Annotated in this window: 13 protein-coding genes; 5 read left to right on the top strand and 8 right to left on the bottom strand. The window is 53.7% G+C overall.

Annotated features, from left to right (window positions below; genetic code table 11):
- Position 1 precedes the first annotated feature (1 nt).
- The 3 genes from KTJ90_RS20850 to KTJ90_RS20840 all read right to left on the bottom strand — a co-directional run bounded on the left by KTJ90_RS20850 (position 2) and on the right by KTJ90_RS20840 (position 3,587).
- Positions 2–829, bottom strand: coding sequence for a TIM barrel protein (locus tag KTJ90_RS20850; protein ID WP_499026792.1), 828 nt, complete (start codon positions 827–829; stop codon positions 2–4).
- Between the two features lie 93 nt (positions 830–922).
- Entirely contained in the window at positions 923–2,365 is a 1,443-nt protein-coding gene (locus KTJ90_RS20845; protein WP_375150461.1) for a sugar porter family MFS transporter, read from the bottom strand.
- Between the two features lie 319 nt (positions 2,366–2,684).
- Entirely contained in the window at positions 2,685–3,587 is a 903-nt protein-coding gene (locus tag KTJ90_RS20840; protein ID WP_008924712.1) for a LysR family transcriptional regulator, read from the bottom strand.
- A 100-nt stretch (positions 3,588–3,687) separates the two neighbouring features.
- Between KTJ90_RS20840 and KTJ90_RS20835 the strand changes: the two genes are divergently transcribed.
- Both KTJ90_RS20835 and KTJ90_RS20830 read left to right on the top strand, forming a co-directional pair.
- Positions 3,688–4,755 (top strand): SDR family oxidoreductase, encoded by a 1,068-nt coding sequence (locus KTJ90_RS20835; protein WP_499026788.1) that lies wholly within the window; start codon positions 3,688–3,690, stop codon positions 4,753–4,755.
- Positions 4,756–4,841: 86 nt separating this feature from the next.
- Positions 4,842–5,498: an SDR family oxidoreductase gene (locus tag KTJ90_RS20830; protein ID WP_039661399.1), complete on the top strand. Its 657-nt coding sequence runs from the start codon at positions 4,842–4,844 to the stop codon at positions 5,496–5,498.
- A 226-nt stretch (positions 5,499–5,724) separates the two neighbouring features.
- Here KTJ90_RS20830 and fumA read toward each other — a convergent pair whose 3' ends face one another.
- Both fumA and KTJ90_RS20820 read right to left on the bottom strand, forming a co-directional pair.
- A complete protein-coding gene (fumA, locus tag KTJ90_RS20825; protein WP_039661400.1) occupies positions 5,725–7,371 on the bottom strand; it encodes a class I fumarate hydratase FumA in 1,647 nt (548 codons plus the stop codon).
- A gap of 156 nt (positions 7,372–7,527) precedes the next feature.
- The gene (locus KTJ90_RS20820) at positions 7,528–9,036 is read right to left on the bottom strand and encodes an anion permease (protein ID WP_499026785.1); all 1,509 of its coding nucleotides are present in this window, start codon (positions 9,034–9,036) and stop codon (positions 7,528–7,530) included.
- A 590-nt stretch (positions 9,037–9,626) separates the two neighbouring features.
- Between KTJ90_RS20820 and KTJ90_RS20815 the strand changes: the two genes are divergently transcribed.
- Both KTJ90_RS20815 and KTJ90_RS20810 read left to right on the top strand, forming a co-directional pair.
- Complete coding sequence (locus KTJ90_RS20815) at positions 9,627–12,407, top strand: NADH-dependent flavin oxidoreductase (RefSeq protein ID WP_499026782.1); 2,781 nt, start codon at positions 9,627–9,629, stop codon at positions 12,405–12,407.
- Between the two features lie 63 nt (positions 12,408–12,470).
- Positions 12,471–13,433, top strand: coding sequence for an FAD:protein FMN transferase (locus KTJ90_RS20810; RefSeq protein ID WP_499026779.1), 963 nt, complete (start codon positions 12,471–12,473; stop codon positions 13,431–13,433).
- Here the strand turns inward: KTJ90_RS20810 and dcuR are convergent.
- Positions 13,427–14,146, bottom strand: a complete 720-nt coding sequence (gene dcuR / locus KTJ90_RS20805; protein ID WP_003851470.1) for a two-component system response regulator DcuR — start codon at positions 14,144–14,146, stop codon at positions 13,427–13,429. The genes KTJ90_RS20810 and dcuR overlap by 7 nt on opposite strands.
- Positions 14,143–15,777, bottom strand: a complete 1,635-nt coding sequence (locus tag KTJ90_RS20800; RefSeq protein WP_008924707.1) for a sensor histidine kinase — start codon at positions 15,775–15,777, stop codon at positions 14,143–14,145. Before KTJ90_RS20800 ends, dcuR begins: the two co-directional genes overlap by 4 nt.
- A 306-nt stretch (positions 15,778–16,083) precedes the next feature.
- Between KTJ90_RS20800 and mqo the strand changes: the two genes are divergently transcribed.
- Positions 16,084–17,733: a malate dehydrogenase (quinone) gene (gene mqo, locus KTJ90_RS20795; RefSeq protein ID WP_008924706.1), complete on the top strand. Its 1,650-nt coding sequence runs from the start codon at positions 16,084–16,086 to the stop codon at positions 17,731–17,733.
- Between the two features lie 71 nt (positions 17,734–17,804).
- Here mqo and KTJ90_RS20790 read toward each other — a convergent pair whose 3' ends face one another.
- The gene (locus KTJ90_RS20790; protein WP_003851462.1) at positions 17,805–18,113 is read right to left on the bottom strand and encodes a VF530 family protein; all 309 of its coding nucleotides are present in this window, start codon (positions 18,111–18,113) and stop codon (positions 17,805–17,807) included.
- Positions 18,114–18,230 lie beyond the last annotated feature (117 nt).

The following is an 18,230-nucleotide window of genomic DNA, read 5'->3' as shown; positions in this document are numbered from 1 at the left end:
CTTAAGCTGAGTGATTTAACAAACGAATGCTGTCGCGTATTTCGCGGGTGATGTCCGCTTCCTGCCAGCTGTTCATTACCGACGAGAAAGGTTCAAAAGCGTAAAGGCCGCTGTAGCCCATCTTCTCCAGCCGCTCAACCTGTTGCTTACTTTGCAGGCGGTCGTCCGCGCTGAGCATGATGCGCTCTTCGTCGGTGAGCTGGCTGACCGGGCGTGGGTCAGTGACGCCGGAGAGGTGCACCAGCCCGATCTGACCGATATCGATCTCCTGGTCAAAAGTCTGTTCCGCATCCTCAAACAGATGATGATGGAAGGTATCAATCAGTAATCTGAACGGCACGCCTGCTTCATGAATCAGTGTCTGCGCCTGAGTTGCCGAACGTAGTGAGCTCTGAGGAAAGCCCAGCGGCTCGACCAGTCCCTGAATACCTGCGTCGGCGAACAGCGGTGCCAGGGTTTTCAGTGCAGCGACGGTATCGGCTGCGCTGATGGGCGTACCGTCATTGAGCGGACAGAGCACCAGCGATTCCGCGCCAACTGCCTGCGCATCGCTTAATAACTGGCGGGCGCGCTGTAGTACCTCTTCATTCAGCTGGTTAAACGGATAGAGCGCCTTGATAGTGACAATACGAATACCTGACTCACGCGCCAGGGCCCTGACGTCGTCACCGCTGAGATCGTCGGTAACGCGTCCGCTGGGCATATCATTACGCAGCTCGACATTATGAATACCCAGCTGGCTGACGAGGTTAAAAAATTGCGGAAGGGTGAGGCTGGGCGCTATTTTACGGTTGATGCAAAAGCGCGCGTTGGGAATATTCAGGCTCATAACAATTTCCTTGAACGTAGGGTGTCGGTGTTAATAGCAATCGGGTCGTCAGCGTCATGACGCGGGCCGTTATTTTTTACTGCGCAGCAGGCACTATTTTTTGCCGTTATAAAGCGCATAGAAATAGTGCTCGACCTGCTCAAGACTTCTTCCCCGGGTTTCGGGAATAAACTTCACAACAAAAACAGAACCGCCGATGCCGATGGCCGCGAATATGAAGAAGGCACCAGCCAGACCAAACGCGGCTAATAACAGCGGGAAGGCCATAGAGATGGCAAAATTAGCGATCCACAGTGAGAAGACCGCGCCGCCCATACAGATGCCGCGCATCCTAGCGGGGAAAATTTCTGACAGCAGTAACCAGGTCACCGGTGATAACGCGCCCTGCTGAAAGCACAGAAACATCAGCATGCCCGCCAGCACCAGATACGCCCGCAGCAGATTGACGGTGCCATTGAGGTATTCCGGCATCAGCCAGCAGACCAGCCCGATAAAGAAAAGGCAGCAGGTGCAGCCCATCTGGCCAATTAACACCAGCGGGCGACGGCCCACTTTGCCGATTAACCAGATACCGACCAGCGTCATCACCACCGAAATCACGCCATTGGCGATGGTGGCAAACAGCGCCGCATCATTGCTCAGTCCGGCAGCGGTCAGCATGGTCGGCGCGTAGTACATGATGGTATTGACGCCGGTCAGCTGCTGAATGGCGGCGATGCCCACGCCCAGCAGGAAAATTTTCATCAGCCAGGGCGTCGCAAGATCGCGCAGGCGGCCTTTGCCACGCTGGCGGTTCTCTTCGATGGTTTCCTCAATCTCCTCCAGTTCCCACTCAACATCTTCAGCGGCGCGGGTTTTTTCCAGCACCTCACGGGCGGCCTGACTGCGGCCTTTCATTACGTGCCAGCGTGGGGTTTCTGGCATAAATATCATGCCGATCCAGAGCAGAACGGCGGGCACAATCGATAACGCCAGCATCCAGCGCCAGGTGTTTTCACCGCCCCAGATGTCGTTAAATGTGGCGTTTGAGATGTAAGCCAGCAACTGACCGCTGACGATCATCAGCTCCTGCAGGGTAACCAGCTGGCCGCGTTTGTTAGCGGGTGCGATTTCCGCGATGTAGACCGGCACGGTGGCTGCCGCGCCGCCCACGGCAAACCCCAGGAACAGACGCGAGGCGATCATCCAGGTGACGTCCGGTGCCAGGGCTGATCCCACCGCACCCAGAGCAAAAATCAGCGCCAGTGCGATGATAATGCGTCGTCTGCCCAGGCCATCTGCCAGATGGCCGGCCGCCAGTGCGCCGAAGGCCGCGCCAAACAGCAGGGAGCTGGTCACCAGTCCCGTTGTAAACGGTGTGAGATGCAGATCGCTACGCATAAATAGCAGCGCACCCGAGACCACACCGGTGTCATAACCAAATAGCAACCCACCTAAAGTGGCAACCAACGCAATAATCTTCACAAAAGGCTCGGTGCGGGTGGCGCTATTGGGACCGGAGGCCGGGTTCGACGAAATATAAAGTTCTTTTTCCATGAATACTCCTGGTCATTACGGCAAAGACAAAACGTCAGAACATGAAGAAGCCATCACCCTACTGATATTTTTATTTCGGGTTAAATTATATTTGAAACTTAGTTTTCATTATGTGAGCTCAACCCTTGCGCCTTTTTTATTTTGATTGGATTCCATCAGGGCGTAATAAAAATCGTTAGATTAAAGAGGGTTATTGTTCACGTTAATAAAAAAGCGATGTTTTTGTCAGGGCGAAATGGGAATAATTTCGGGAAAGCAGAGTGTAATGAATCAGGGTCAGGATGAAATATCCTGACCAGAAGAAGGGGGAATGTTGAGGTTAGCGGATGGTGAGTGCATTTAATGCGGATAACAGCGCGTCTACTTTTGGCAGAAACTGTTTACGCCGTGGCCATACCACGCTTAGCGTCAGCCCGTCAGGTTGTAACTGCGGCAGGATAATCTCCAGTTCGCCGGCTGCTACGGCGCGCTGAATCAGCCATGAAGGCATCTGGGCCACACCCAGTCCGGCGATGACCGCCTGCAGTTGCGCATCAACGTCGCCCACTGCCAGCCTGAACGGCACCTCGCGCCAGTGTGGCTGACCATCTTCAGTGGTGAACAGCCAGGGTTTGGTCGAGCCATCCACGCGCTCATAAAGGATGGCGGGATGATTCAGCAGCGCCGCCTCATTCTCCGGACGACCTTCACGGTCCAGATAAGCAGGAGAGGCACAGAACTGCATCTGCTCGCGGCCCATATTGCGCCATCCCAGGGACGCAGGGAGGTCAGGCGCACCGCCGATCCGTACTGCCACATCCACGCCTTCCTCAAACAGGTCCACAAAGCGATCGGACAAACTCAGGCTCAGCGCCAGTTCCGGGTGCTGCTGGCAAAATGGCATCAAGAGCGGCATGACGTTGAGACGGCCATAGGTCGTGGGCACCGCCAGACGCAGACGACCGGACGGAATGATGCGCTGCGCCGCCAGCACTGCCTCGGCTTCGGCCAGATCCTCCAGGATGCGCAGGCAGGTCTGATAATAGGCGCTGCCCGCGTCGGTGAGGTGCAGGCTTCGCGTGGTGCGTTCCAGCAGCCGCGAGCCCAGTCGCGTCTCCAGGCGGCTGACGCTTTTACTGACTGCCGAACCGGTCACATGCAGCCGCTCAGCCGCGGCGGTAAAGCTGCCGCACTCGACGCTGGCAACAAACGGCAGAATATCTTTGAGGCGATGATCGTGCATTGATTGATGAACTCAGGTTAAGAATGCTGTGAATAAATGCCAGAGATAAGAACTGAATTCTCTATTAGGCTTAGAATTACGCAAAACGAGGAGAAATCAAATGAAAAAGCACGCTTTGATTGTTGGCATCAGCGGTGTTATTGGTCGCGCACTGTCAGAGAAATTACAAACAGAAGGCTGGCAGGTCACCGGTCTTTCACGCGGACGCGGTGCGGTTCCTGAAGGCGCAGCCAGTCTGACAGCCGATCTGACCGACGCTGACGCCGTTCGTGACGCACTGAAAGAGGTAAAACCGGATGCGCTTTTCTTCAGCGTCTGGGCGCGTCAGGAAAATGAGAAAGAGAACATCCGCGTTAATGGCGGCATGGTGCGCAATGTGATTGAAGCACTCGGCGATCGCCTGAAGGGTTCACACGTGGCACTGGTTACCGGTCTAAAGCATTATCTGGGTCCGTTTGAAGCTTACGGCAAAGGGGCGGTGCCGGTGACGCCGTTCCGCGAAGAGCAGGGTCGTCAGCCAGTCGATAACTTCTATTACGCGCAGGAAGATGAAGTGTTCGCGGGCGCTGAGAAGTATGACTATCGCTGGAGTGTTCACCGTCCGCATACCATCATCGGTCATGCCGTAGGTAACGCGATGAATATGGGGCAGACGCTGGCGGTTTACGCGACGCTGTGCAAAGAGAAGGGCTGGCCCTTTATCTTCCCAGGCTCGCCTGAGCAGTGGAACGGCATTGTGGATATGACCGATGCGGGCCTGCTGGCTGAGCAGCTGCACTGGGCTGCCACTTCACCAAATGGCGCAAATGAGGATTTCAATGCCGTAAACGGTGACGTTTTCCGCTGGAACTGGATGTGGCCAAAACTGGCAGACTATTTCGGTATTGAAGCTGCGGAGTACCCGGCGCAGATGATGCCGCTGGAAAATCGTATGCAGGAAGCCGCCAGTGCATGGCAGGCGATTGCAGAGCAGAATCAGTTGCGTGAGGCAGATGTGACTAAGCTGGCTTCATGGTGGCACACCGATGCAGACCTGGGCCGTCCGATGGAAGCTTTTACTGATATGAGTAAGAGCCGCAAAGCGGGCTTTACCGGCTATCGCAGCACGCTCGACTCCTTTACTCAGCTGTTTGATAAGCTGAAAGCGGAAAAAGTGATTCCGGACTAACCCAGCAGGCGCCGCATCAGGCGCCTGTTTCGTTTCTGGCAGAGACTATACTCAGGCACTGAATCAGTGAATGGAGGAGCAGATCGATGACAACATGTTTCATTATCGGGGCGGCGGGCAAGGTTGGCCAAAAGCTGACGCGTCAGCTGAGCAGCAGAAACCATGCGGTCACGGCGCTGCACCGTAAACCGGAACAGGCTGAAACTCTTCAGGCCGCAGGCGCGAAGCCTGTTGCGGGTGATATTCAGCAACTCAGCGTGACGGCACTGTCCGGTTTAATGACGGGTCACGAAGTGGTTGTTTTCACCGCGGGTGCCGGCGGTGCCGGGATCGAGTTGACCAATGCTATTGACGGTGAAGGGTTGAAGCTGGCGGTAGCCGCAGCAGAGCAGGCGGGTGTCTCGCGCTTCCTGCTGGTCTCGGCGTTTCCGGATGCAGGCCGTGGTAAAACGCCATCAGAGGGTTTTGAGAATTACATGCGGGTGAAACGTCTGGCGGATGCCGTGCTGGTGGCGAGCAAGCTGGAGTGGGTGATCCTGCGGCCGGGAACGCTGACCGATGAAGCCGGGACAGGGCGGGTGCATGCTGATCTCGCTATTCCGTATGGGGAAATCCCGCGTGAAGATGTGGCGGCGACGCTGGTCGGGTTGATTGAGAATCCGGCGATTAAATATCAGATAATCGAACTCACCCAGGGTGATGTGCAGATTGATGTGGCGTTGCAGCGGTTGCAGCGGGGATAGAAAGGTAGGGTTGTTGCTGGATCGAGCCTGCTCAGGGAACGCGGTCAGTTTGGAAAGACGCAAAAGCCGTCATCCATGACACCCTCGGTCCGCACCGTCCCTGGTAAGGGATGCTTTCCTCCTCTGACCGTGCTCCCTGCGCAGACTCTCTGACAGCCAATAGCCCTTACTTTAATCAACAAAAAAGCCCCGAATCAGGGGGCTTTTTGCTTAGCTGACGCAGGTATTACTTCACGCATTTCGCGCAGTGCGCACGCTCAATGTGCTGGAAGAAGTCATTACCTTTATCATCGACCAGGATAAAGGCAGGGAAATTCTCCACCTCGATTTTCCAGATCGCTTCCATTCCCAGCTCAGGATACTCCACGCATTCCAGACTCTTGATGCTCTGCTGCGCCAGCACCGCGGCCGGACCACCGATGCTGCCCAGGTAAAAGCCGCCATGTTTATGGCAGGCATCCGTCACCTGCTGACTGCGGTTACCTTTTGCCAGCATGATTTTGCTGCCGCCGTGGGCTTGCAGCAAGTCCACATAGGAATCCATGCGTCCGGCTGTCGTCGGTCCGAGTGAACCGGACGCGTAACCTTCAGGCGTTTTAGCCGGACCGGCGTAATAGACCGGGTGATCTTTGATGTACTGCGGCAATCCTTCGCCATTATCGATGCGCTCTTTGAGTTTGGCATGTGCGATATCACGCGCCACGATAATGGTGCCGGTCAGTGAGAGGCGGGTAGAAACCGGATACGCGGAGAGCTGGGCCAGAATCTCTTCCATTGGACGGTTAAGATTCACCTGCAACACTTCACCTTCGCCCTGCTGACGCAGCGCTTCCGGAATCAGACGGCCTGGATTTGATTCCAGCTTCTCAATCCAGATACCTTCGCGGTTAATCTTCGCTTTGATATTGCGGTCAGCCGAGCAGGAAACGCCCATGCCGATCGGGCAGGACGCGCCGTGACGCGGCAGACGCACCACGCGGATGTCGTGCGCGAAGTACTTGCCACCAAACTGCGCACCAAGGCCAAGGTCCTGCGCTGCTTTCAGCAGTTCCTGCTCGAGCTGCACATCACGAAATGCCTGACCATGCTCGTTGCCTTCGGTCGGTAAGCCATCGTAGTAGTGCGTTGAGGCGAGCTTCACGGTTTTCAGTGTGCTCTCTGCCGAGGTGCCGCCGATAACAAACGCGATATGGTATGGCGGGCAGGCAGCGGTGCCGAGGGTACGCATTTTGTCCACCAGGTAATTTTTCAGTTTGCCGGGGCTCAGCAGCGCTTTGGTTTCCTGATAGAGATAAGTTTTGTTGGCGGAGCCGCCGCCTTTAGCGATACAGAGAAACTTGTACTCATCGCCATCGACGCTGTAGAGGTCGATCTGCGCAGGAAGGTTAGTGCCGGTATTCACCTCTTTATACATATCCAGCGCGGCATTCTGGGAATAGCGCAGGTTATCTTCAATATAAGTGTTGTAGATACCCAGTGACAGCGCGGCTTCATCGCCACCGCCGGTCCAGACGCGCTGGCCCTTTTTGCCCATGATGATCGCGGTGCCAGTATCCTGACAGGTAGGCAGCACGCCTTTGGCAGCAATTTCAGAGTTTCTTAAAAACTGCAGAGCCACATATTTGTCATTGTCGCTGGCTTCCGGGTCATCAAGGATGGAGGCAACCTGCTGCTGGTGGGCCGGACGCAGCATGAAAGAGGCGTCGTGGAAAGCCTGCTGACTCAGCAGCGTCAGTGCCTGCGGGTCAACTTTCAGGATCTCCTGACCCTCAAACTCGGCGACGGAGACATGCTCGCGACTCAGCAAATAGTATTCAGTATCTTCGTGGGACAGCGGAAAAGGGTTCTGATAGACAAAAGGTTTGTTCGACATTTTTTCTCACTTAATGACCGGCTGAACCTCCGCGTGCAGGCTGCGGGGCACAACATCATAGGCGAATTAATCGTTTATTATGCTTCCTCACCGTGGGTGCGGTGAGGAAGTGCTGGAATGGTATCTTATAACGCGTTGATCTGCATGTTGTATCCGTCAGAACATCCACACCATCCACGGATAAGCAATCAGCATCATCGAACCTAAGAAGATGGCACCGAAGATAGTACCCAGACGCCAGTAATCTTTGGTAGGCAGATAGCCGCTACCGTAGTAAATCGGACTTGGGCCAGTGCCGTATGGCGTGATGATGCCCATCACACCCAAAGAGGTACACAGCATCAGGCAGAAGACGGGCATATTGATGCCTGGGATTGATGCTGCGATGGTCAGCATGGCCGGTAACAGCGCGGTAGTGTGCGCGGTGGTGCTGGCAAAGAGGTAGTGCAGCAGGAAGAAGGCGATCAACAGCACCACGGCTGAAACCTGCGGGTCATAACCCTGCAGTAGCATGCCACCCTCTTTACCTAACCAGGTGATGAATCCGACACGGGCCAGGCCATCCGCCAGCGCAACCAGGGTCGCGAACCAGGCAAAGGTGTTCCAGGCCGGTTTATTACTGGTGATGTCGTTCCAGTTCAGGACGCCGGTCCACAGCATCAGCACGACAACCAGTAACGCAGCCATCGCGGGCTCAATCCACGAGGTGGCGAAAATCCACATCAGCAGGGCACAGACCACAAACACCAGCAGCAGGATTTCATTGCGGGTCAGTCGGCCCAGTTTTTCCAGTTCAGCGATAGCCCATTTTGGTACTTCATCGTTGATTTTGACTTCAGGTGGGTAGAACCAGTAAGCCAGCAGCGGCATGGTCAGAATCAGCAGCAAGCCCAGTGGCAGGAAGGCCAGGAACCACATGCCCCATGAAATATCAAAACCAATGATGCTTTTCACCAGCTCCAGCGCCAGCAGGTTAGGAGCCAGTGCAGAGAGGAACATTGAGCTGGTGATACAGGCTGCGGTAATCGCGACCCACATCAGGTAAGAGCCGATTTTACGGGCGCTCGGGTCATTAGGCTTAGAACCATACAGCGGCGGCAGGTTAGCAATAATCGGGTAAATCGTGCCGCCACTGCGCGCGGTGTTTGACGGGGTAAAGGGTGCCAGTAACAGGTCAGCAAAGGTGATGGCATAACCCAGCGTCAGGCTCCGGCGACCCAGATACTTCACCAGAATCAGCGCAAGGCGACGCCCGAACTGCGTTTTGTCATAACCTGCGGCGAACATAAAGGCACCGAAGATGAGCCAGACTGTAGAGTTGCCAAAACCGCTGACCGCCCACTTAAAGGACTCACTGGCGACTTTAAATTTCGGGTTAGCCAGTTCAGCCGGGCTGAAGAGCAGAAACTGGCTGAATAGCGCGATGACCACCACGCCAGTCAGACCGATCACGGCACCTGGCAGGGGCTCAAAAATCAACCCGACAATCACGCCCACGAAAATGGCGAAAAAGTGCCAGGCGTAGGGTTCGAGTCCGGCTGGGGTGGGAACAAGCAACAGCAGTACGGCAACGATTACCGGCAGCGCCAGCATGATAGCTTTCTTTTTACCCGCCGCCACAGGATCGGCTTTTGGGGGTTCAGTAACAGCTGAGAGTGTTTTCATAGTGTTTTATCTGCAAGTTAATAAGAATGCGATTTGCGCCCCGGACCTTCACTGATGACTTTCTTTTATATTCTTAATAGTGTGAATAAACCGCGATGCACTGATTTTTTTAATCTGCTGCTGTGATAATGAGCAGCGCTTTTAAATCCATGTAAATATAATGCGATTTCCAGAAATAAGAATTTTGATCCAGATCAAAGAAATTAATCCATTATTCCCGTTTTTTAACATTTATTATTAATTTATTTTTACGGCGACAAAGATTTGACGACTCTGAGAAGCTGATCAACAGGAAAATGACTCTGTAAAGCAAGTGTTTTTTACATAACGCCATGATTTTAATTGACTTTTTTGTTGTGTAAATGAATGGTTGATTTTTGGTAACTGATAGTTAACAATTAATATAACTTCGTTTTACTCTCCCGGCAAATAAAAAAATACAAATCGTTTAAAAGTTATAAAAGTAAAGTTATCGCTTAAGAAAGCAAAGAAAAGAGTATATTAACGTTATGACATCGGACCACTTAATTAAGCGATAATTTGCGTCCGCTAAAAATTTCCAGACTTTATAAATTTTGGAGTTTATCGCAATGAAATCTCTCACTCCCATTCTTAATCCACTTACCCTGCCCAATGGCGCTGTTTTAAAAAACCGGCTGGTCATGGCTCCGATGACCACCTGTACCGGTTTTTACGACGGCACGGTCACCAGCGAGCTGGTCGAATACTATCGCGCCCGCGCGGGCAGCATCGGTACGGTGATTGTAGAGTGCTGTTTTATTGATAACCGTGGCCCGGCATTTCCGGGTGCCATTGCTATCGACAGCGACAATAAAATTCCCGGACTCAAACGTATTGCGGACGCAATTAAATCTGAAGGCTCAACCGCCATTCTGCAGATCTATCACGGCGGCCGTATGGTTGAGCCAGAACTGATTGGCGGAAAAACACCGGTTGCGCCCAGCGCCATCGCGGCGCCTCGTGAAGGAGCAACGCAGCCTCTCGCGCTGAGCGCTGAAGAGGTCGATACCATGATCACCAAATTTGGTGACGCAGTGAACCGCGCCATCAAGGCCGGTTTCGACGGTGTCGAAATTCATGGTGCCAACACTTACCTGATTCAGCAGTTCTATTCACCCAACTCTAACCAGCGCGATGACAAGTGGGGCGGCAGCCGCGATAACCGCGCGCGTTTCCCGCTGGAAGTGCTGGAAATCACCCATAAGATGGCGGAGCGCTTCGCGCATAACTCGTTCATTATCGGCTATCGCTTCTCGCCGGAAGAGATCGAAGTCCCCGGCATCCGTTTTGATGACACGCTTTATCTGCTGGAAAAACTGGCCGCGCGTGGACTCGATTACGTTCACTTCTCTGTCGGCCAGCTGCTGCGTCCGTCGATTGTCGATACTCAGGACCCGACGCCGCTGATTGAGAAATTCGTCGCGATGCGCTCACCTGAGCTGGCAAAAGTGCCGGTAATCGGTGTCGGCGGCGTGGTGAACAAAGCGGATGCGGAGCTGGCGCTGGAGAAGGGTTACGATCTGGTGGCGATTGGTAAAGCCTGTATCGCCTATCCGAACTGGACCGATCGCATCATCAACAATGAACACCTTGAGCTCTACATCGACAGCAACAAACGCGAAGAGCTGCAGATCCCTGAACCGCTGTGGCGCTTCTCGCTGGTCGATGCGATGATCCGCGACACCAGCGAATCAGGCCGTAAATACAAAGCGGGCGTCTATCAGGAAAAAGTTGAAGCCGAAGCGCTGAAGCTGAAAATCAACGTCACGCTGGATACCGACCGTATCACCGACATCTCGCTGGTGCCGGATGACACGCTGGATGTGGACTTCACCACCACCTTTGAAAGCCTGCGTAGCCGCATTCTGGTGGCGAACAGCCCACACGTTGATGCGATTACCGGTGCAACCACTCAGAGTGAGGCGCTTAAAAAAGCGGTTTCACGCGCGATGACCACCTCCAGTAAGGAACACGTGATCGAGGAAGGCGGTAACCCTAACGCACCACAGAATTATGATGTGGTGATTGTGGGTAGCGGCGGTGCCGGTCTGGCGGCGGCGATTCAGGCGCACGATGAAGGCGCACGCGTGGTGATCATCGAGAAGATGCCGACCATTGGCGGCAACACAATTAAAGCGTCAGTAGGCATGAACGCCGCTGAAACCCGCTTCCAGAAACTCAAAGGCATTGAAGACAGCAAAGAGTTGTTCTATGAAGAGACGCTGAAAGGCGGTCAGTTCAAAAACAATCCGGTGCTGTTGCGTGAGTTTGTTGACCTGGCACCTGAAGCAATTGAGTGGCTGGCGGATAAAGGCATTGAGCTTAACGACATCACTATTACCGGCGGGATGAGCATCGACCGTACGCACCGTCCGGCTGACCGCTCAGCGGTGGGTGGGTTCCTGATTAGCGGCCTGGTAAAAAATATCAACAGCCGCAACATTGAAGTCCTGCTGGAAACCTCCGTTGCCGAGATTCTCTACGAAAATGGCGCAGTCGCGGGCGTGAAAGTGGTTGATGAGTACAACGACAGCCGTATTCTGAACGCCAAAAGCGTGATTGTGGCGACCGGAGGATTCAGTGCTAACCGTGAGCTGGTGGTGAAATACCGTCCTGAACTCGATGGCTTCGTGACGACCAACCATAAAGGCGCCACCGGCAGCGGTATTACGATGCTGGAAAAAATTGGTGCCGGCACCGTGGATATGGGTGAAATCCAGATTCACCCAACGGTTGAGCAGACCACCTCTTATCTTGTCTCCGAATCCATTCGCGGCGGCGGCGCCATCCTGGTCAGCCAGGCGGGCGAACGTTTCTACAACGAAATGGAAACCCGCGACAAAGTTTCCGCACAAATCATCGCGCTGCCAGAAAAGAGTGCCTGGATTGTGTTTGATGAGCAGGTGCGTATGAACAACAAAGCGGCTGACGAATATATCGCGAAAGGTTTTGTGATCAGCGCGCCAACCGTGGCAGAACTGGCGGTGAAACTCAACATGAGTGAGCATCACACCCTGGAAGCAACGCTGGCCCGTTACAACAACTTCGTCATTATGCAGAAGGATGAAGACTTTGGTCGTCAGACCGCGCTGCGTCATCCGCTGAGTGAAGCGCCGTTCTACGCGATTCGTGTTGCTCCGGGCGTCCACCACACCATGGGCGGCGTCACTATCGACACCACTACAGCGGTGCTGGACAGCCAGAAGCAGGTGATCAACGGTGCCTGGGCGTGTGGTGAAGTGGTTGGCGGCATCCACGGCGCGAACCGTATCGGCGGTAACGCCGTGGCAGATATCATCATCTTCGGTATTCTGGCGGGTGGTAACGCCGCCGCTTACGCCCGACGTTAACGGCAGTCTCCGGCATCCGCACCTGCGGGTGCCGGTCTTTTCCTATTCAAAGCAGAGTCGCCTATGTTAACTGATGCGCGTGTCTATGCTTACTCCGCTGTTTTAATGGGTTCGCCCATTCTGCTGAAGCTCTTCGAAGACAACCAGACGCTGGCCGCTCAGGTTTTCCGCCTGATCAAACAGCAGGAGAACCTTTTCACGGTGAATCGCGCGGCGTCTGAAGTGATGGCCGTTAATCACGCGGCCGGTCAGCATCCTGTGGTCGTCAGCCAGCCAGTCTTTGATTTGATCGCCTGCGCACATGCCGTCAGCCTGCTGCCGGACAGCCTGTTTAATCTTGCTATCGGGCCGCTGGTGAAGTGCTGGAAAATCGGTTTTCAGGGACACAGCGTCCCGTCAGAAACCGATCTTCAGATGCGCATGGCGCTGACGAATCCCCATGACGTCATCCTTGATGCCACAAGTCGCAGTGTCATGCTGGCCCGGCCGGGAATGGAGATTGATCTGGGCGCCATCGCCAAGGGCTATATTGCCGACGTAGTACAGGCGTTTTTGCGCCAGCAGCAGGTTAGCAGTGCGCTGATTAATCTGGGCGGGAACGTGCAGACGGTGGGCGCGCCGCCCGAAGAGGCGGGCTGGGCAATTGGCCTGAAAAAACCTTTTGGTGAGGCCGATGAGCTGATTGGCGTGATTGGCGTGAACAACCGCTCGGTGGTGACGTCGGGTGTCTATGAGCGCTATTTCGAGCTGGATGGCATCTGTTATCACCACATCCTCAATCCGCACAGCGGATATCCACTGGATACCGAGCTGATGAGCGTCACGGTGATCTCTGATCGATCACTGGATGGTGACATCTACACGACACTGCTCTATGGCTTAGGTGTCGAAAAGAGCATGGCCTGCCTGGCAGATAAACCGGGCATTGAAGCGATCTTTGTGACCCGTGACAGGCAGATCATCTGCTCGTCACAACGTCACTTTTCGTTTCAGTTACTGGACACCGGGTACCGGCTGGTTCACTGACAGTACTGTTTGAGTAAGGTGTGATACTCCGGCTGCAGGCGGTAGCGGTAAACCGGACGGCCCGTGACACCATAGTGAATACTGGTGAACAGAATATTAATCTGCGCCAGCCAAATCAGGTATTTGCGGCAGGAGACGCGAGAGATATTCACTTCCGTTGCCAGCTCATCGGTAGAGAACTCGGTGCCAGGATGCGAATCGATCCACAGACAGAGGGTGCGCAGCGTCTGCGGCGTTAATCCTTTCGGCAGGCGTTTCTGCTCGCTGGCGCCTGGCGGATTTCCATGCAACAGCTGATCAACGTCCGACTGCTGATAGAACTGGTGGTTATCCATCAGCGATTTTTTCTGTCGCCAGCCGGTCAGCGCCTCTTCAAAGCGGGCAAACTGAAACGGCTTGATCAGATAATCCACTACGCCATAGTTGAGCGAGGTTTTGATGGTGGCGGCATCGGCGGCTGACGAGATGATAATCACATCGACCGGACGTCCGGCACTGCGCAGTTCCGGGAGCAGGTCGAGGCCGTTTTCCTGCTGCATATAAATATCCAGCAGAATTAAATCAACCTGTGGCTCCTCCTGAGCCAGCCGCTCTTTTGCCTGCTGTAAGGTCGAGGCGGTGCCACAGCACATGAAGCCTGGGATCTGCCCGATATAGCAGCGATTAAGTTCGGCTACCATCGCATCATCGTCGACAACTAACACATTGATCATTGGGTAATCATTCCTCTCTCCCAGGGAAGTTGTACCAAGAATTGGGTAAATACACCCGGTTCCGATTCGACACTGACGTTGCCGCCCAGGCTTTCGGTCTGCTGCTTCACCAGAAATAATCCGACACCACGATCGTCGCCTTTTGATGAAACACCGCGCTCAAAAATGGTGCTGAGCTGGTTGCCGTCAATGCCCGGCCCATCATCACTCACTTCGCAGGCCAGCCAGCCGTTCTGATAGTGCAGCATGAGGTGAATTTCCCCTTCAGTTTCCGGGTCCAGCGCCTCGAGCGAGTTTTCAATTAAATTGCCCAGTACGGTAATCAGAACCGCGTTCTGCTCCTCGCTGCCGCAGTCAGGCAGAAAACTCGCTTCATCAATAATCAGCTGATGACCTTCATCGGTCACCCGGTTGATTTTACTGAGCAGGAAGCCGGCAATGATCGGCGACTTAATCTTTTGCAGCAGTGAACCGATTTCTGTCTGATAGGCGTTAGCCGTTTTCAGGATGTACTCTTCCATCTGCGCATAATTTTTCATGTGCAGCAGGCCCAGAATCACATGCAGCTTGTTCATGAACTCATGGGACCGCTCACGTAATGCATCCACATAGTTTACCATGCCGTCCAGCCGCTGCATCAGCTGGCTAATCTCCGTCTTGTCCCTGAAGGTAGTCACCGCGCCAATTATGCGGTCGCGACTGCGAACAGGCACGGTGTTGCTGATCAGGATCCGGTTACCGAGCGTCAACTCCTGGTCGTACCAGGCTTTACCTGCATGCAGTGCATCCTGCTGATGACGATGCATCACACTCTCTTCTGCAATCAAATCGCCGCTTGACGGCATCTTGCGGGTCGTCTCATGTAACAACTGCTGAGCCGCGTGGTTGATCAGGCTGACGCGCGACTGATCGTCTACTGCAATCACACCCTCTTTAATGGAATTCAGAATGGCCTGACGCTGCTCAAACAGGCTGGAAATTTCGTGCGGCTCCAGCCCCAGTAAGATGGTTTTTAGTCGCCTGACCAGAATAAGCATACCCAGCAGGCCTGCCAGACCACCAAACAGGACGGTCCAGACGATATTCCAGCGGCTTTTAGCAATCTGGGCCGCTACATCATTCAGTGCGATGCCGATCGCCACGACGCCAATCTGCTGATGCTGTGCGTTATAAACGGGCGTAAATACCCGCAGTGCCTCCACCAGTACGCCATGATTGACGGCGACATTTTCCCGTCCGTCCAGCGTGGGATAGATATCATTGCCGACAAAGTGTTTGCCAATCACCGCCGCATTGGGATGTGAAAAGCGAATACCCTGCATATCCGTGACCACCACGAACAGGAGACCGTTACGCTTGCGGGCCGCTTCAGCCAGCGGCTGAATCTGACTGCTGCCGTCCGGCAACAACAAACCACGCTGAACTTCAGGCGTGTCTGCCAGCGTGCGAGCCACTGCCATCGCCTTGTCTTTGAGATGCGACTGAGCAAAGTTATCAATCTGAACGAAATAGAGCACATGGACAGCGACCAATACAGTGATGATAACGGCGGTCATCATCAGGGTGGTCAGAGTACTGAGTTTCATTGGTCGTTTCGGCACGGCATATCGATTCTGTGTTTGGCTTTTCATGAATGTCCAGCACGGATGGGAGATCGCCAGGAAACATACGCTAACTCACCGCATCAGTACAGTTTTAGCGGCCTGCGCGTGGGCAGTCGCACTCAAACAATATTTGTGTTAGGGGATTGTATAATTCAAAGGACACCCTTAATGTGTGGTTAAAATATGTGAGCAATTCAGTAAGCCTTTTGTAATTAAAATAAGGCTAAATTGCTATTTTTAATTTTATAACTATTTTCACATTAACTCACAAATAACATTATTTTAAACTTTGAGGACTTTTTTTAACCAGTACCGTCTGAGCTGTAGATTAAAATGATGAATTCAAAGAAAGTTATTCCCACTCTTTCCCTCGCGGCCTTGTTAGTTTCTTCAGCCCTTCACGCTGAAACCTCACCAGAAAAAACTGACGTCCTGTTAATTGGCGGCGGCATTATGAGCGCCTCAATGGGCACCATGCTGGAAGAGCTGCAGCCTGGCTGGAAACAGATCATGGTTGAGAAGCTGGATGGCGTGGCACTGGAATCCTCTAACGGCTGGAACAATGCCGGTACAGGTCACTCTGCCAACATGGAACTGAACTATACGCCTGAGCGTAAAGACGGTTCTATCGACGTCTCTAAAGCGCTGGAAATTAACGAAGCGTTCATGATTTCTCGCCAGTTCTGGAGCTCACAGGTTAAAGAGGGCGTAATGCACGATCCGCGCTCTTTCATTAACTCAACGCCACACATGAGCTTCGTCTGGGGCGACAACGTCGACTTCCTGACCAAACGCTATGCGGCGTTGCAGAAAACGGCGCTGTTCCAGGGCATGAAGTTCTCTACCGATCACAAGCAGATCGAGCAGTGGGCACCACTGGTCATGGAAGGTCGCGATCCACAGCAGAAAGTGGCCGCAACCTGGACGCCAGTTGGCACCGATGTTAACTATGGTGAAATTACCCGTCAGTTGATCGGCAGCCTGAAAAAGAACGATAACTTCCGTCTTGAAACCTCTTCTGAAGTTACCGACTTCAAACGTAACGGCGACAACTCCTGGCACGTCACCATTAAAGACGCTAAAAACGGCAACGAACGTGCTGTTGACGCGAAATATGTCTTTATCGGTGCGGGTGGTGGTGCGCTGAAATTACTGCAGAAGACCGGTATCCCGGAAGCGGATAACTATGCGGGCTTCCCGGTAGGCGGATCATTCCTGGTGACTGAAAACAAGGCGATTGCCGATCGTCACCTGGCGAAAGTCTATGGTCAGGCGTCAACCGGTGCACCGCCGATGTCGGTTCCGCATCTGGATACCCGTTATCTGGACGGCAAACGCGTCGTGCTGTTTGGACCGTTTGCGACCTTCTCCACCAAGTTCCTGAAAAACGGTTCGCTGTTTGATCTGCTGAGCACTACCACGACTCATAACATCGTGCCGATGACCGATGTGGGTATGGATAACTTCGACCTGGTGAAATACCTGATCGGACAGGTCATGCTGAGTGATGAAGATCGCTTTAAAGCACTGCAGGAATACTATCCGGACGCGAAGAAAGAGGACTGGAAACTGATTCAGGCCGGTCAGCGTGTGCAGATCATCAAGAAAGATGCTGATAAAGGTGGCGTGCTGAAACTGGGTACAGAAATTGTGACCGATCAGCAGAAAACCGTGGCGGCACTGTTGGGTGCGTCTCCTGGTGCCTCAACCGCAGCGCCTATCTCCCTGAGCGTGATGCAGAAACTGTTCCCGGAAGAGTTCAAGTCACCGGAATGGCAGGCGAAGATCCACAAGATGATCCCAGGTTACGGTCAGAAACTGAATGACAACGTGCCGTTGCTGCAGCAGGTCTGGAATGAGACCGCTCAGACTCTGCAACTGACCACGCCGCCCGTGATCAACATGGAAGGCAAAACCACAGATGCGCCGGCCGCACAGCCTGAGAAGGCTGCGCCTTCAGCGAAACACGATATGGCGCTGTAACAGCGACCTGACGTAAAAAAAGCCCGCACAGGTTAACCTGTGCGGGCTTTTTTATTGCCGCCTGATCGGTATTACTCCGGCGTTTTGTCGCGCCAGTTTCCCCAGGGATCTTCAGCAGGGGCCTGATCCGCGTCTGACGGTTCTTCACGCGCTGCCGGTTGCGCACTTAACGAGTCGAGATAAAGCGCTTCGACTTCAGCCCGCGCCCAGGGGGTACGACGTAAAAACTTCAGGCTCGATTTAACGCTGGGATCGCTTTTAAAGCAGTTAATGTTGATCCGTTTTCCCAGCTCCTCCCAGCCATACTGCGCGACTAAACTGTTAATCTGCATCTCCAGCGTTACGCCATGCAGAGGATCTTTTGAGGTGTGTGCGTTCATCGTCTATCCGCCTGATTCAGTCAATGCCGCACATCCTGACAATCGTAAAGCGGTTGTGCAAGGACTGAAGGTGAAAAAGCTCACCCGCGGCGCATCATCGCTGCTTTTATGTGTTCG

Source organism: Pantoea jilinensis (genome assembly GCF_019104105.1).
In the GTDB taxonomy this organism is placed as follows: Bacteria; Pseudomonadota; Gammaproteobacteria; order Enterobacterales; family Enterobacteriaceae; genus Pantoea; species Pantoea eucalypti.
The sequence above is the reverse complement of the archived record's forward strand: the minus strand, read 5'-3'. Positions and strand labels throughout refer to the sequence as shown.